14 protein-coding genes and 1 tRNA gene are annotated in these 12,692 nt (G+C 52.1%); 9 read left to right on the top strand and 6 right to left on the bottom strand.

The features are described from left to right. Positions 1-486: 486 nt before the first annotated feature. The 7 genes from ACWIZX_RS06350 to ACWIZX_RS06320 all read left to right on the top strand — a co-directional run bounded on the left by ACWIZX_RS06350 (position 487) and on the right by ACWIZX_RS06320 (position 5,351). Entirely contained in the window at positions 487-1,017 is a 531-nt protein-coding gene (locus tag ACWIZX_RS06350) for a dihydrofolate reductase family protein (RefSeq protein ID WP_448335179.1), read from the top strand. A gap of 197 nt (positions 1,018-1,214) precedes the next feature. After that, positions 1,215-1,538, top strand: coding sequence for a hypothetical protein (locus ACWIZX_RS06345; RefSeq protein WP_322793377.1), 324 nt, complete (start codon positions 1,215-1,217; stop codon positions 1,536-1,538). A 118-nt stretch (positions 1,539-1,656) separates the two neighbouring features. Continuing rightward, complete coding sequence (locus ACWIZX_RS06340) at positions 1,657-2,598, top strand: NAD(P)-dependent alcohol dehydrogenase (RefSeq protein ID WP_448335178.1); 942 nt, start codon at positions 1,657-1,659, stop codon at positions 2,596-2,598. 90 nt (positions 2,599-2,688) lie between these two features. Then, positions 2,689-3,327, top strand: coding sequence for a dihydrofolate reductase family protein (locus ACWIZX_RS06335; protein WP_448335177.1), 639 nt, complete (start codon positions 2,689-2,691; stop codon positions 3,325-3,327). 86 nt (positions 3,328-3,413) lie between these two features. Beyond that, positions 3,414-4,085 (top strand): VOC family protein, encoded by a 672-nt coding sequence (locus ACWIZX_RS06330; protein WP_448335176.1) that lies wholly within the window; start codon positions 3,414-3,416, stop codon positions 4,083-4,085. Positions 4,086-4,329: 244 nt separating this feature from the next. Further along, the gene (locus ACWIZX_RS06325) at positions 4,330-4,752 is read left to right on the top strand and encodes a VOC family protein (protein ID WP_448335175.1); all 423 of its coding nucleotides are present in this window, start codon (positions 4,330-4,332) and stop codon (positions 4,750-4,752) included. A 137-nt stretch (positions 4,753-4,889) separates the two neighbouring features. Beyond that, entirely contained in the window at positions 4,890-5,351 is a 462-nt protein-coding gene (locus tag ACWIZX_RS06320) for an SRPBCC family protein (protein ID WP_448335174.1), read from the top strand. A gap of 267 nt (positions 5,352-5,618) precedes the next feature. On the opposite strand, the gene ACWIZX_RS06315 is transcribed toward ACWIZX_RS06320, so the two are convergent. The 5 genes from ACWIZX_RS06315 to prpB all read right to left on the bottom strand — a co-directional run bounded on the left by ACWIZX_RS06315 (position 5,619) and on the right by prpB (position 9,536). Further along, positions 5,619-5,834 carry a hypothetical protein gene (locus tag ACWIZX_RS06315; RefSeq protein ID WP_448335173.1) on the bottom strand — a complete coding sequence of 72 codons (216 nt, stop codon included), beginning with the start codon at positions 5,832-5,834 and terminating at the stop codon, positions 5,619-5,621. A gap of 75 nt (positions 5,835-5,909) precedes the next feature. Further along, positions 5,910-5,980 (bottom strand) — tRNA-Cys (locus ACWIZX_RS06310). A 53-nt stretch (positions 5,981-6,033) separates the two neighbouring features. After that, entirely contained in the window at positions 6,034-7,476 is a 1,443-nt protein-coding gene (locus ACWIZX_RS06305; protein ID WP_448335172.1) for a bifunctional 2-methylcitrate dehydratase/aconitate hydratase, read from the bottom strand. A 13-nt stretch (positions 7,477-7,489) separates the two neighbouring features. Beyond that, the gene (gene prpC, locus ACWIZX_RS06300; protein ID WP_322793382.1) at positions 7,490-8,647 is read right to left on the bottom strand and encodes a bifunctional 2-methylcitrate synthase/citrate synthase; all 1,158 of its coding nucleotides are present in this window, start codon (positions 8,645-8,647) and stop codon (positions 7,490-7,492) included. Beyond that, positions 8,640-9,536: a methylisocitrate lyase gene (gene prpB / locus ACWIZX_RS06295; protein WP_322793383.1), complete on the bottom strand. Its 897-nt coding sequence runs from the start codon at positions 9,534-9,536 to the stop codon at positions 8,640-8,642. The genes prpC and prpB overlap by 8 nt, the downstream gene beginning before the upstream one ends. A gap of 366 nt (positions 9,537-9,902) precedes the next feature. Here prpB and serC point away from each other — a divergent pair, with 366 nt between their 5' ends. Then, a complete protein-coding gene (gene serC / locus ACWIZX_RS06290; protein WP_448335171.1) occupies positions 9,903-10,970 on the top strand; it encodes a 3-phosphoserine/phosphohydroxythreonine transaminase in 1,068 nt (355 codons plus the stop codon). Between the two features lie 44 nt (positions 10,971-11,014). Here serC and ACWIZX_RS06285 read toward each other — a convergent pair whose 3' ends face one another. Continuing rightward, positions 11,015-11,953: a GNAT family N-acetyltransferase gene (locus ACWIZX_RS06285; protein ID WP_448335170.1), complete on the bottom strand. Its 939-nt coding sequence runs from the start codon at positions 11,951-11,953 to the stop codon at positions 11,015-11,017. 117 nt (positions 11,954-12,070) lie between these two features. Here ACWIZX_RS06285 and ACWIZX_RS06280 point away from each other — a divergent pair, with 117 nt between their 5' ends. Beyond that, positions 12,071-12,574 carry a pyridoxamine 5'-phosphate oxidase family protein gene (locus tag ACWIZX_RS06280; RefSeq protein WP_322793386.1) on the top strand — a complete coding sequence of 168 codons (504 nt, stop codon included), beginning with the start codon at positions 12,071-12,073 and terminating at the stop codon, positions 12,572-12,574. The last annotated feature ends 118 nt before the right edge of the window (positions 12,575-12,692 follow it).

Here is a 12,692-nt window from a genome sequence, read left to right as displayed (position 1 = left end):
AGGGGCTCGAACCCCCGGACCTCACGGATGTGAACCGTGCGCTCTGACCAACTGAGCTACGCGCCCTGGGTGACCTAGATTATAGCAGGATTTTCCGCCACAGGCAAGATTTCGCGTTAGCTTATTAAAAATGTTCCTCTAAGTGGGGTTCGGGATATGCCCAAAACCCAGACAGCAGCAATTTGAACCCGTCAAAAAATGAGAGGCGACGACGGGACATTGCCCCCTCATGGGGGTTTGAACCCGTGATCAGGGTTTTGCAGTGGCATTGATTGGGTGTCGTATTATTGACATTTTTTGTCTATAAATGTAATATTATGAATAGATTTTAGATGCTGATGGTTTTAGATAACCCACTATAAATCGCTGTGTAACGCGGGTTTTGGAAATAGATATACGTCAAAAAGTGCAATATATCAGAAACCCGTACAAATTAAAGTTAGACGACATGCAGTGGTGTGACGCGTGCAAGAGAAAGAACAGGATATGGCTAAACTCGTGTTCGGAATGAATCAGTCCCTGGACGGCTACGTCGACCATATGATGTTTGCGCCACGCTCCACGCTCTTTCGCCACTTCATTGAGGAGGCTCAAGGGCAGGCGGGCAGTGTCTACGGTCGCCAAATGTACGAGGTCATGCGTTACTGGGACGACGAGCATCCTGAATGGGATGCGGCAGAACAGGCCTTCGCGGCTGCGTGGCGGAAGCAGCCGAAATGGGTCGTCTCGCGCACGTTGAACTCGGTCGGCCCGAATGCCGCGCTTGTCGAAGGTGATCTCGCGAGCTCGATTCGCAAGCTGAAGGCGGAACGTGACGGGGAAATCGAAGTTGCCGGTCCGAGCCTGGCGCACAGCCTCACCGAGCTTGGCCTCATCGATGAGTATCGGATCTACCTGCACCCCGTCGTGCTGGGTCACGGTAAGCCCTATTTCGCCGGACCCCGACCGCCGCTCCGCCTCATCACCAATGATCGGATTGACGAGGATGTGATCCGATTGGTCTATGTTCCTGCTTAATTTCACAACCCTCAGGAAGGCCATTGCTGCTAAAACGTGGTTTTTGGCGAGGGCTAACCGAGGTCTACCAACCGGTTGCGGCGGACGGGCACTGAATCGCATTGTTGGGTTTTGCAAACCCTATTTCAGTAGACAATGAAGGAGAGCCAATCATATTAGATACGAGGATAATACTTTCAGGATTATGGACAGCGGTAATGTTGACCTATCTTTTGGGGGATGTGCTGCGAATATTTGCCGGTCACATTACACCAGGAGAAATCTTAGGTACAAAACCATCTCAGGGGATGTGGTTGTTTGTGGCAGCTTTGATGCTGATTCCGATTGTTATGCTTGTGCTGACCCTGACGTTAAAGCATCCCGCCATTCGCTGGGCGAACATTATCGTTCCGGTATTGCTTGTTGTTTTCAATCTCTTCGGATTTTCTGGATACCTTGGAACGTACGACAGATTTCTGCTCCTTGTAAGCTTTGTGTTTAATGCACTGACGGTCTGGTATGCATTGAAATGGGCAGTTTAGAGGTGCGATTCGATTAAGATCCGAAGTGGATTGCCATGAGAAGCAACTGCTCTTTCGACAAGTATGTTTTGGGAATTCTATTCTTCATTCACGGACAAAGAAGTATCGGAGAAAACTCATGAAAGCGATTGTATACACAGAATATGGGCCGCCGGATGTTCTTCAGCTAACAGAGGTAGAAAAACCTGTGCCCAAGGACAATGAAATACTGGTAAAAGTATATGCGACAACCGTATCAGCAGGAACGGTGGTAGCGCGAAGCGGAAAACACCCGGATTCCACACTGTGGACTCTCGCGCTGCGAATAATGTTTGGCCTCACAAAACCCAAAAAGACTATCCTGGGATATGAGGTGTCCGGGGAGGTTGAAGCGGTTGGCAAAGATGTAAAACTGTTTAAGAAGGGTGACCAAGTTTTTGGAACAACCACTGGCTTAAGAGCTGGCGCTTATGCCGAATATGTATGTCTGCCCGAAGAATGGAAGCAAGGAGTGGTGGCCAAAAAACCTGCGAACATTACCTATGAGGAAGCCGCCGCTGTTCCTATTGGGGGTATGACAGCGTTACATCTTCTGAAAACGGCAAATATCCAGAGGGGACAAAAAGTCCTTATCTATGGCGCTTCTGGAAGTGTAGGTACCTTTGCGGTACAAATTGCCATGTACCATTTTGGGGCAGAAGTAACCGGGGTATGCAGCACCTCAAGTTTAGATCTTGTAAGATCTCTGGGGGCTGATAAGGTAATTGATTACACTCAAGAGGATTTCACCCAGAGCGGCGAAACCTATGAGATTGTTTTTGACGCGGTTGGCAAGATATCCTCTTCACGCGGTAAAAGCTCTCTGACGAAGAACGGGATCTCTCTAACCGTCAAATCCCTGACAAGCGAAGAGACCGAAAAGCTCATTTTGCTCAAAGAGCTTATTGAGGTGGGAAAGATAAGAGCAGTCATTGATAGAAGTTACTCGTTAGAACAGACCGCCGAGGCTCACAGGTATGTTGAAAAAGGGCACAAAAAGGGGAATGTCGTCATCACGATGGGATACGGTAGCAAAACCTAACCACGGGCTGCAGCCGCACGTGGAGTGAAGCGCAGCGTGTCGGCTGAACCCATCCGTTATGCTGAAATCCAATCGTGCGAGAGGAGAATCATGAGTAAAGTATTCGTCAATATTGGGCTTAGCCTCGATGGCTACATGGCACCGGAAGGAATGACCATGGAGAATTGGGACAAGCCTGAGTACAAGAACTGGGGCGCCAAGTGGGGTGCGCTGATGGGCTGGGCTCTCAATCAAGAGTACATCCGCGAGAACCTCAAGCTCGGACCAGGTGGAGAGACCGGCCCGGTCAATGACCTGCTTCGCAGCACCACGGAGCGCATCGGTGCCAACATTATGGGCAAGCGCATGTTTGAAGGTGGAGAGCGCGGCTGGCCGGAGGAGGCTCCGTTTCACACAGCGGTATACGTTCTTACCCATGAGAAGCGCGAACCCTGGGTGCGCCCCGGTGGGACGACCTTTTACTTCATCAATGACGGACCGGAGCGGGCACTTGAGCTGGCGCGGGAATCTGCGGGCAGTCGTGATATTCGAATTGCAGGCGGCGCAGACGTGATCCAACAGTATTTGAACATGGGTGTCATCGACGAGTTGGAAATCGCCCTGGCGCCCGTGTTGTTCGGCACCGGGCGGCGTCTGTTCGAGAACCTGCGCGAACCCTTGCCGCAGTTTCGCATTGACAGGGTGCTTGATGGTCCAACCGCCACACACTTGGGCTATGTGCGTCAGTGAGGGTGGTCTGACAACCGGTTGCAGCGGACGGCGTCCCGCCGCCAAACTGGAGGGTTTGGCGGGTGACAGGATAGGAGACGATAATCATGAGCGAACAGGGTTGGCGGGAGTTTCTTTCTGCGGAGGGCATCAATGATTGGGTTGTACTACATGGAGGCGCAACGGCTGTCTTTCGTGTCGGATCGTTGGGCAAAGCGGCACGCTTAGCCGAAGCAATTGCGAGAATCCCGGGTCTTGAAGATGCCTGTGTCCTAATGACGATCGGTGATGGCTTTATTAACGTTCGTTTGACTCGTGATCTTTGGCAACTGGAGTCGCGGCACATCGAACTTGCAAGGGCTATTTCAGGTGTTGCACGGGAGTATGAAGCGCTCGCAGATCGTTCGGCTGTCCAAGAAGTACAGGTCGCAATTGCAGCGAAGCGGGATGAGATTGACGTTGATTTCTGGCGCGCCGTGCTAGGCTACCTGCCGATGGCTGATGATAATGCAGTTGACCCTCTTGGGCACGGATCGACGGTCTGGATGCAAGAGATTGACGCAAGCAAGCTACTGCGGCATGCGATGCATATTGATGTGTCGGTTGCGCACGATCAGGCGCTGGTACGACTACAAGCAGCGCTTGCTGCAGGCGGACGAATTGTCGATGACTCCCATGCGCCAGAATACTGGACGCTTGCCGACCGCGCAGGCAACCGTGTCTGTATCGTTTCATGGCCAGACGGCTCTACTCGGCAGCAGCCGGAGGGTGTTGATTAGCTTGACGTTCAGGGCAATTTCGTACATGATCAAGTATGCTAAAGATGGTCTTTCAGTTGGTTGTTGTTCTGGGGAGCATAGCAGTTCACCGTGTTGTCCTTGCGGGTCTGGCTTGGATGTATTCTTTTTTGACTGCCCAACTCGCGCTTGCAGCCGACACTATTTCGTTGCGCATAGAAGGTCAGTCATAGCAAGAACCACGCTAGATCCCTTTCCCAGTCTTTCCCAGTTTAGGAGTTGAGCTATGTCAGAGAAACCTGTTACCTTCAACGGTGTCACGCCTTACCTACACTACGACAACATCTCGGTTGCGCTTGAGTGGTTGACCCGAGTATTCGGCTTTGTTGAGAAGGGGCGTTGGTTGGACGAATATGGGCACATCACTAATGCGGAACTCACGGTTGGCTCCTCTGAAATCTGGCTCGACGGTTCTCCAGACTGGTGGAAGAATAAGGGACGCCGTCCCGAGGACTGGATCGGCATTTGGGTTGATGATGTAGAAGCAATGTATGCCCGTGTCACTGCAGCTGGCGTCACCGCGGGACACCCAGAACCGAAGTTTTATGGGGTTCGAGTGCTGCAAGTTCGCGACCCCGAAGGCTATGTGTGGGGCTTTATGGAGCGGGGTCCGTTTGTCGCGCAAACCCCGGAAAGTCTGAAGGAATGAACCGGGGACGCGAGGACTACAAACCGGGCGCTCGAACACCAGCGATACCTGGCTCCTCGCTTGATGGCGGACTGTCTACCGCTGAACACTCAACTCGATCGGTTGGTTCCTTCACTTAGAACTGAATGGAGTAGAGAATGACACTTACGACTTCCCCAACAGCACGGGCAACTATGCTTATCCGTAGACCCGTCGAAGAAGTATTCAATGCTTTCGTTGATCCTGAAGTGACCACGAAGTTCTGGTTCAATCGCTCTAGCGGTCGACTCGCGATCGGTGAGACGGTTACCTGGTATTGGGACTTCTACGGAGCTTCTGGCGATGTTGTTGTAAGAGCACTGGAGAACAACCGGCGGATTGTCTTCGATTGGCCGACACCAGTTGAGATTACATTTGTGGCAAAGGGTGAGGGATGGACGTTTGTTTCCATTACAGAGACTGGCTTTTCTGGAACCGACGACGAGAAGGTGGCGCAAGCGTTGGATTCAACCGAAGGGTTCAACTTGGTCGTTTCTGCATGCAAGGTCTTTCTTGAGCATGGAATTGATCCGCGGATAATCCCAGATAAGCATCCTGACAGTTGGGTTATTACCGCCTGACAACCGGTTGCAGCGGACGGCGTCCCGCCGCCAAACTGGAGTGTTTGGCGGGTGACAGGATAGGAGACGATAAGCATGAGCGAACAGGGTTGGCGTGAGTTTCTTTCTGCGGAGGGCATCGATGATTGGGTTGTACTACATGGAGGCGCAACGGCTGTCTTTCGTGTCGGATCGTTGGGCAAAGCGGCACGCTTATAGTCGAAGCAATCGCGAGAATCCCGGGTCTTGAGGATGCATGTATCCGAATGACGAAAGGTGATGGCTTTATTAACATTCGTTTGACGCGCGTTCTTTTACTTCATCTTCGCTTACGACCATCTCACCCGTAACCATTGCAGCCCTAATTTTGCCTTTTTCAACCATCTGGTGCAAATAGGCTTCTCCCAGCCCGTGCTGGCGGGTGGCTTCGGAAAGTGGAATGAGTGAGGGAAGCGTAACCGTGCCTGATCTCTGAACAAACACAAAACGCACCCAGGGATGCATCGGGTGCGCTGCTCGTCAAAGGGATGGAATCCCTTTGACTAAAAGAAATAGAAACTGGTAAAGTGCTTACTTGAGAGGCGACGACGGGATTTGAACCCGTGATCAGGGTTTTGCAGACCCTTGCCTTACCACTTGGCCACGTCGCCAGAACTTGCAAAAAAGATTTTACTCAACAAACCCGCATTGGTCAAGCCAAACCTTAAATAACAAACAAATCTACCCATTCGTTGACCGGCATCGCCTGCAGTCTGTTGGCATCCTGACAGACCGACAGAATTTGGGCTGCCTGCTTTGGCGGGAAACGACGAGCCAGATTGACCTTAAATTTTTCAATCAACAGCGGAATCCCCTCCGCGCGCCGCCGGCGGTGGCCGATCGGATATTCGACTACCACCTGGTCGGTGGAGCTTCCATCGCGGAAAAAGACTTGCACCGCATTGGTAATCGAACGCTTTTGCGGGTCGAGGTAGTCCCGGCTGAATTTTGGATTTTCTACCACTTCCATCTTTGCGCGCAAATCATCAATGCGCGGATCGGCAGCGACTTCATCTTCGTAATGCCGGGCAGTCAATTCCCCATAAATCAAGCCGATAGCAGTCATATATTGAATGCAGTGGTCGCGGTCGGCGGGGTTATACAGCGGCCCGCGTTTATCAATGATGCGGATGGCCGACTCGTGCGTGGTGATCACCACTTTTTCAATCTCTTCCAGCCGGTCGCGCACCAGCGGATGAAGTTGAAAGGCTGCTTCTACTGCTGTCTGTGCATGGAACTCGGCCGGGAAGGAAATCTTGAAAAGCACATTTTCCATCACATACGAACCGAATGGCTGCGACAGCTTGAACGATTGCCCGCGAAAAAGTACGTCATAAAAACCCCATGTTTTGGCTGTCAGGGCGGAAGGATACCCCATTTCCCCCTTGACCGCCATCAGCGCAAGGCGTACCGCGCGACTGGTGGCATCTCCCGCTGCCCAGGATTTGCGTGAACCGGTGTTTGGGGCATGGCGATAAGTACGCAGCGGATGGCCATCAATAAAGGCATTGGAGAGGGCGTTGATGATCTCGTCTTTCGTGCCCCCCAGCATGGCGGTTACCACCGCTGTGCTGGCAACCTTGACCAGAATGACGTGATCCAGCCCAACCCGATTGAAACTGTTTTCCAGGGCCAGAACCCCCTGTATCTCGTGGGCTTTGATCATGGCGGTCAACAACTGCCGGATGGTCAGAGGTGGTTTGCCATTCGCCACCGCTGTGCGCGAAAGCCAGTCCGCGGTTGCCAGAATGCCACCCAGATTGTCCGAAGGATGACCCCATTCAGCGGCCAGCCAGGTGTCGTTGAAATCCAGCCAGCGGATCATTGCTCCGATGTTAAAAGCAGCTGTGACCGGATCGAGGACGAATTGGGTGCCCGGTACGCGGGCTCCGTTGGGAACAATCGTGCCGGGCACAATCGGGCCAAGCAATTTGGTACAGGCAGGGTAGGAGAGGGCTTCCAGACCGCAGCCCAGCGTATCCATCAGGCACAGTCGGGCAGTGTCGTACGCTTCGGTACTGGTAATTTCTGTATTCAGCACATAATCGGCAATTTGTACCAGCACGTCATCCGGCTGGGGACGAAGATTGGTCATTGCTTCGCTCATGGTTCTGCTGCCGTTATATGCGTTTTTCAATCGGGACGTATTCGCGCGGTTCTGGACCAATGTAATTTGCCGAAGGACGGATAATTTTCCCATCCAGCCGCTGTTCGATGACATGCGCCGCCCAACCGGCAGTACGCGCCATCACAAACAAGGGTGTGAACATGAATGTCGGTATGCCGAGCATGTGATAGACAACCGCACTGTACCAGTCCAGATTGGGGAACATGCGCTTCTGCTCCCACATGACGTCTTCAATCTTTTCGGCAATATCGCACATGGTCTCGTCGCCAAAATCTTTGCATAATGAGCATGAAAGCCCTTTCAAAATCTTGGCGCGCGGATCGGAAATGGTGTAAACCGGATGCCCAAACCCGAGGATAATCCCTTTATTCTCCAAAATGCGGCGGACATCTTCTGCGGCTTCCTCAGGTGATTTATAACGCTCGATGACTTCCATTGCCCCTTCGTTGGCGCCGCCGTGTTTGAATCCTTTTAAAGCGCCAATTGCGCCGGTAATCGCAGAATAGATATCTGAACCTGTGCCGGCAATGACCCGGCCGGTGAATGTTGAGGCGTTAAATTCATGTTCGGCGTAGAGGATGAGCGTAATATCCAGGGCTCGCTCGTGTAACTCGCTGGGTTTGCGCCCGTGGAGAAGATGCAAAAAGTGACCTGCAATCGTATCGTCGTCCGTTTCCACTTCAATCCGCCGTCCGTGATGCGAGTAGTGGAACCAGTAGGTCAGCATGGAGGGGAAAATGGCCAGCAGACGGTCAGCAATATGACGCGCTCCCTCTACGGGATGATCCTCGCGCTCAGGCAGCGTAGCCCCCAAAATGGAGCAGCCCGTGCGTAAAACGTCCATGGGGTGAGCGGCTGCGGGAATCTGCTCCAGCACGGCTTTTACCGGGGCCGGCAAACCGCGCAGCGTCTTGAGCCGCCGCCGGTAGCGGTCAAACTCATTGGCAACCGGCAGTTTTTCATAGATCAGCAAGTACGCCACCTCTTCAAAGGTCGAATACTCCGCCAGATCATTGATATCATATCCACGATAGCGCAGGTCATGCCCCAGTGTACCCACCGTGCAGATTGCGGTGTTGCCAGCCGGAACCCCCGAAAGGGCAACCGATTTCTTCTTGGCATCCTTCTTTTCCAACACCTGATCACTCATCGTCTCTCCTCTCCTTGGCAAAAAGTTGATCGAGTTTTTCTTCGTAAGCGTAATAGTTCAAAACCTCATACAGTTCCGCCCGAGTCTGCATCATTCCCAACACTGCCTGCTGGGTTCCATCCCGCCGCAGGATCTGATAAACTGCTGATGCTGCCGCACTCATTGCCCGGAAAGCAGAAAGTGGATAAAGCACCAACTCAACCCCCACTTCGGCAAGTTGATGGGTGGTGAACAGCGGGGTCTTCCCAAATTCGGTGATGTTGGCTAAAACCGGCACGCCGGCAGCCCGTACAAATTCCGCATACATTCCTAATTCAGTCACTGCTTCGGCAAAGATCATATCCGCGCCGGCTTCGACATAGCGGCGGCTGCGCTCCAGCGCCGATTCCAACCCCTCAACTGCCAGTGCATCGGTACGCGCCATGATGACAAAGGAAGGATCGCTACGCGCATCCACCGCTGCCTTGATGCGATCTTCCATCTCTTCAGGCGGCACAAGCGCTTTACCGGGGCGATGACCGCAACGCTTGGCCTGCACCTGATCTTCAATGTGCATGGCAGCTGCTCCGGCTTTGATCAGCGAACGCACCGTCCTGGCAATGTTAAAAGCACTTCCAAAGCCGGTGTCCACATCCACCAGCAACGGTAATGAACACGCATCGGTAATGCGGCGAGCATCCATCAAAACATCTTCCAGTGTCGTGATGCCCAAATCGGGAACTCCCAATGAAGCCGCTGCAACACCCCCGCCCGAAAGGTAAATTGCCTGAAAACCAGCCCGTTCCGCCAGTAAAGCCGCGTAGGCATTGATTACTCCCACCACCTGTAAAGGTCTTTCCTTCTTCATCGCCTCCCGAAAACGCTCGCCGGCAGAGGGAGATAATTGCACGGTCGCCTCCTGTTTGGTTTAGTAGATGACGGTCGTTGTGCACCTGGCGGTTGTTTTATTCTTAAGAACCGTAACCATTTGCACCCCAACGGGTTACTTTAATGATACCAACTCGATGATTCAAAGTCAATTAATTTCATCGGATTAGTGCAAAATTCACCATTTCGAATGAAGTTTTTTAACCCCCTTGTCCGACAATTTTGTCATTTCAAGATGGTTAATGTCTGACATCTGATTAAAGAGGGTAGAAGTCGGGATTTCTTTCACTATGTCATGCAGCCCAATTCATCCTATAATCTAATAAGGTCATTTCTTCCTGCCAGAATCACGACAAATCATTTTCAATCACCCAAAAGGACGGATCGAATGAAAAAGCATAATTTCAATCCCGGACCCTCAATTCTCCCGCAATATACCATTGAAGAAACCGCCAAAGCCATCCACGAATTTGCCGGTACAGGGCTTTCCATTTTGGAAATCTCTCATCGCAGCAAAGAATTTGAAGCCGTAGTCAATGAGTGCGTTGCCCTGTTCAAAGAGCTGCTGAACATTCCCGAAGGTTACGCCGTCATTTTTGTTGGCGGCGGCGCCAGCACCCAGTTTTTCCACGTTCCCTATAATCTCCTTGAGAAGAAAGCCGCTTATTTGATCACCGGTCAGTGGGCACAAAAAGCCTACAAGGAAGCCAAGTTGTTCGGCCCGGTTGAGGCGGTGGCTTCTTCGGAAGATAAAAACTTCACTTATATTCCAAAGCAATTTACTATTCCCGAAGATGCGGATTATTTCCACATCACCACCAATAACACCATTTACGGTACCGAAATTCTCACCGACCTGAATTCACCCGTGCCGCTGGTGGCGGATATGTCCTCGGATATTTTTTCCCGCCCGGTTGATGTATCCAAATACGGCTTAATTTACGGTGGGGCGCAGAAAAACCTGGCCCCCGCCGGATTGACATTTGTGATTGTGCGGGAAGACATTCTTGGCAAGGTCAGCCGCCCGCTGCCAACCATGGTGGATTACCGCACACACATCAAAAATAATTCCCTTTACAATACACCGCCGGTGGTCATCCTGTACTCTGCTCTCCTCACTCTGCGTTGGATGAAAGAACAAGGCGGGCTGGTCGAGATGGAAAAGCGGAACAAAGCCAAGGCCGAGCTGCTCTACAACGAAATTGACCGCAACAAATTATTTGTCGGCACGGTTGTAAAAGAGGACCGCTCACGGATGAATGTCTGCTTTGTGATGGCGCCGGGCTACGAGCATCTGGAAGCCGAATTTGCCGATTTTGCCAAAAGTAAAGGTATGGTGGGCATCAAAGGTCACCGTTCGGTAGGCGGTTTCCGCGCCTCGCTGTACAATGCCTTACCGCTGGAAAGCGTGCAGGCACTGGTGGACTGCATGCGGGAATTTGAAGCCAACCACTAAACCAAACCAAGTAAACAACCCCCCCTTCAAGCGGGGGGCTTTTTTTACAGGGCGGTTTTCTCATAACGTGCACGGGTGAGGCGGCGGCGAAAGCCCAGTTCGTAAAAACGGCGAATGGCCGCCGGATTGTTGACATTGACATGCAGCCCAACTTCAGGATAGCCCACCTGTTGAAAATGACGCAGAGCATGTGCCAGCAGACCAAAGGCTACCCCCTGGCCGCGCAGTTGTGGGACAACGCCGGTCTGACTGATCCATGCCATCTTTCCCATCTGCCCGGCAGTTACAAACGCCACAGGGCGATTATCCTCGTTGATCGCCAGCCAGGACGATTGGGGGAGAAAATCAGTGTCACCTTCGTATTCGGCAATCCATTTTTCCAGCGGGTCAAACGATGCGGCCCGGTCGTAAAAAGCATCACAATAGGCCCGGTAAAACAGCGGAGCGGTCTCTGCTGTCCAGTTCACCAAGCGATACGTTTCAGGCAGCCGGTCTGCGGGCGGGCTGTGTTCCAGAGAGCAGACCATCATATTTTCCGCAAAAATGGGAGTAAAACCGGACTGAACATAAATGGAATGTGCATCGGCTGTCAGCGCTTCGTTGCGGATAATCAACCGTCGGATGCGGTGATACCCGCTGACCAGATTGGCACGATTTTCCAGCCATTCCAACAACAAAGTGCCCAATCCGCGCCGTCGGTAAAGCGGATGAACTCTTCCGCCCAGTATCACCTGCTGCTCGTTCTCTGAGGAAGGCAGCAGCTGAATCCAACCCACCGCCATGAAGATTTCTTCGCCGGCGGCGCAAAAGGTATTGTCCACATGTTCCTGCATGGCTGCCAGCGCATCCCCCACCAGATTGCTGACCCATTCATCGCCGTCTGCCTGTTTGCAGGCACGATCCAGTTCTCTTAATTTCGGTTCATCTTCAGCCTGAAGTCCGCGCCAGGTCATCCAGGCCTTTCCCGCATTTTCACTGTCCATAAGGCCACCTCTTGTTCTATTTTACTCCGCTAACGGTTACAATGGGGTGTATTCACTCATTAAACCCCGTTCTACTATATTTCGTCACTCCAGTCTGTTCAAAAGAAAGGAAAACCGATGACCAGTTCTCAACTACCATCCATTGGCCGCCCGAATATGCCGGAAAGTTATGGTCTTTCACAAAATGCCGCCGGTCAGCTGGAATGGGAGTGGGTTCAGAACCAGATGATTGAAGCCCGCAATTACTGGGTGTGTACCACTCGCAAAGATGGGCGTCCGCATGTCATGCCGGTTTGGGGTGTATGGCAGGAGAATTGCTTTTATTTTGGTACAGATATCCACTCGGTTAAAGCCCACAACCTGGGTCGCAATCCAAACCTTGTTGTTCATCTGGAGAGCGGAGATGAGGTGGTCATCATTGAATGTCGCGCTCAACAGATCAGCGACCCGCAACTGTTGAGCCGTGTGCTGAAGACCTATAGTCAAAAATACGCTGTTTTCTCGGACGAAAGTGAGTTAACCGAAGTAACCATTTTTTACGCCGCCAAACCCTACAAGGTTCTTGCATGGCGGGAAGCCAGTTTTCCCACCAGTGCCACGCGCTGGCGTTTTGACGAATGAGATCGCCTGCGCGAAAATATTTTTAAATCCCTCGGATTACTTCTTCGGATTGACTCCTCAAACATTTCTGCTTTCAGGAGTGAATACTCAAACATCACGGCGGTTAACCATAAAAAGG

It is taken from the genome of Bellilinea sp. (assembly GCF_053501535.1).
This window is presented reverse-complemented; position numbering and strand designations above follow the sequence as displayed.

What these genes read in the sequence shown, in the direction of transcription:
- ACWIZX_RS06285 (WP_448335170.1), bottom strand. Translation starts at nt 11,953, where the DNA reads ATGGACAGTGAAAATGCGGGAAAGGCCTGGATGACCTGGCGCGGACTT.
- ACWIZX_RS06305 (WP_448335172.1), bottom strand. Translation starts at nt 7,476, where the DNA reads ATGAGCGAAGCAATGACCAATCTTCGTCCCCAGCCGGATGACGTGCTG.
- ACWIZX_RS06280 (WP_322793386.1), top strand. Translation starts at nt 12,071, where the DNA reads ATGACCAGTTCTCAACTACCATCCATTGGCCGCCCGAATATGCCGGAA.
- ACWIZX_RS06340 (WP_448335178.1), top strand. Translation starts at nt 1,657, where the DNA reads ATGAAAGCGATTGTATACACAGAATATGGGCCGCCGGATGTTCTTCAG.
- ACWIZX_RS06330 (WP_448335176.1), top strand. Translation starts at nt 3,414, where the DNA reads ATGAGCGAACAGGGTTGGCGGGAGTTTCTTTCTGCGGAGGGCATCAAT.
- ACWIZX_RS06335 (WP_448335177.1), top strand. Translation starts at nt 2,689, where the DNA reads ATGAGTAAAGTATTCGTCAATATTGGGCTTAGCCTCGATGGCTACATG.
- prpC (WP_322793382.1), bottom strand. Translation starts at nt 8,647, where the DNA reads ATGAGTGATCAGGTGTTGGAAAAGAAGGATGCCAAGAAGAAATCGGTT.
- ACWIZX_RS06345 (WP_322793377.1), top strand. Translation starts at nt 1,215, where the DNA reads ATGTTGACCTATCTTTTGGGGGATGTGCTGCGAATATTTGCCGGTCAC.
- ACWIZX_RS06350 (WP_448335179.1), top strand. Translation starts at nt 487, where the DNA reads ATGGCTAAACTCGTGTTCGGAATGAATCAGTCCCTGGACGGCTACGTC.
- ACWIZX_RS06325 (WP_448335175.1), top strand. Translation starts at nt 4,330, where the DNA reads ATGTCAGAGAAACCTGTTACCTTCAACGGTGTCACGCCTTACCTACAC.
- serC (WP_448335171.1), top strand. Translation starts at nt 9,903, where the DNA reads ATGAAAAAGCATAATTTCAATCCCGGACCCTCAATTCTCCCGCAATAT.
- ACWIZX_RS06315 (WP_448335173.1), bottom strand. Translation starts at nt 5,834, where the DNA reads ATGCATCCCTGGGTGCGTTTTGTGTTTGTTCAGAGATCAGGCACGGTT.
- ACWIZX_RS06320 (WP_448335174.1), top strand. Translation starts at nt 4,890, where the DNA reads ATGACACTTACGACTTCCCCAACAGCACGGGCAACTATGCTTATCCGT.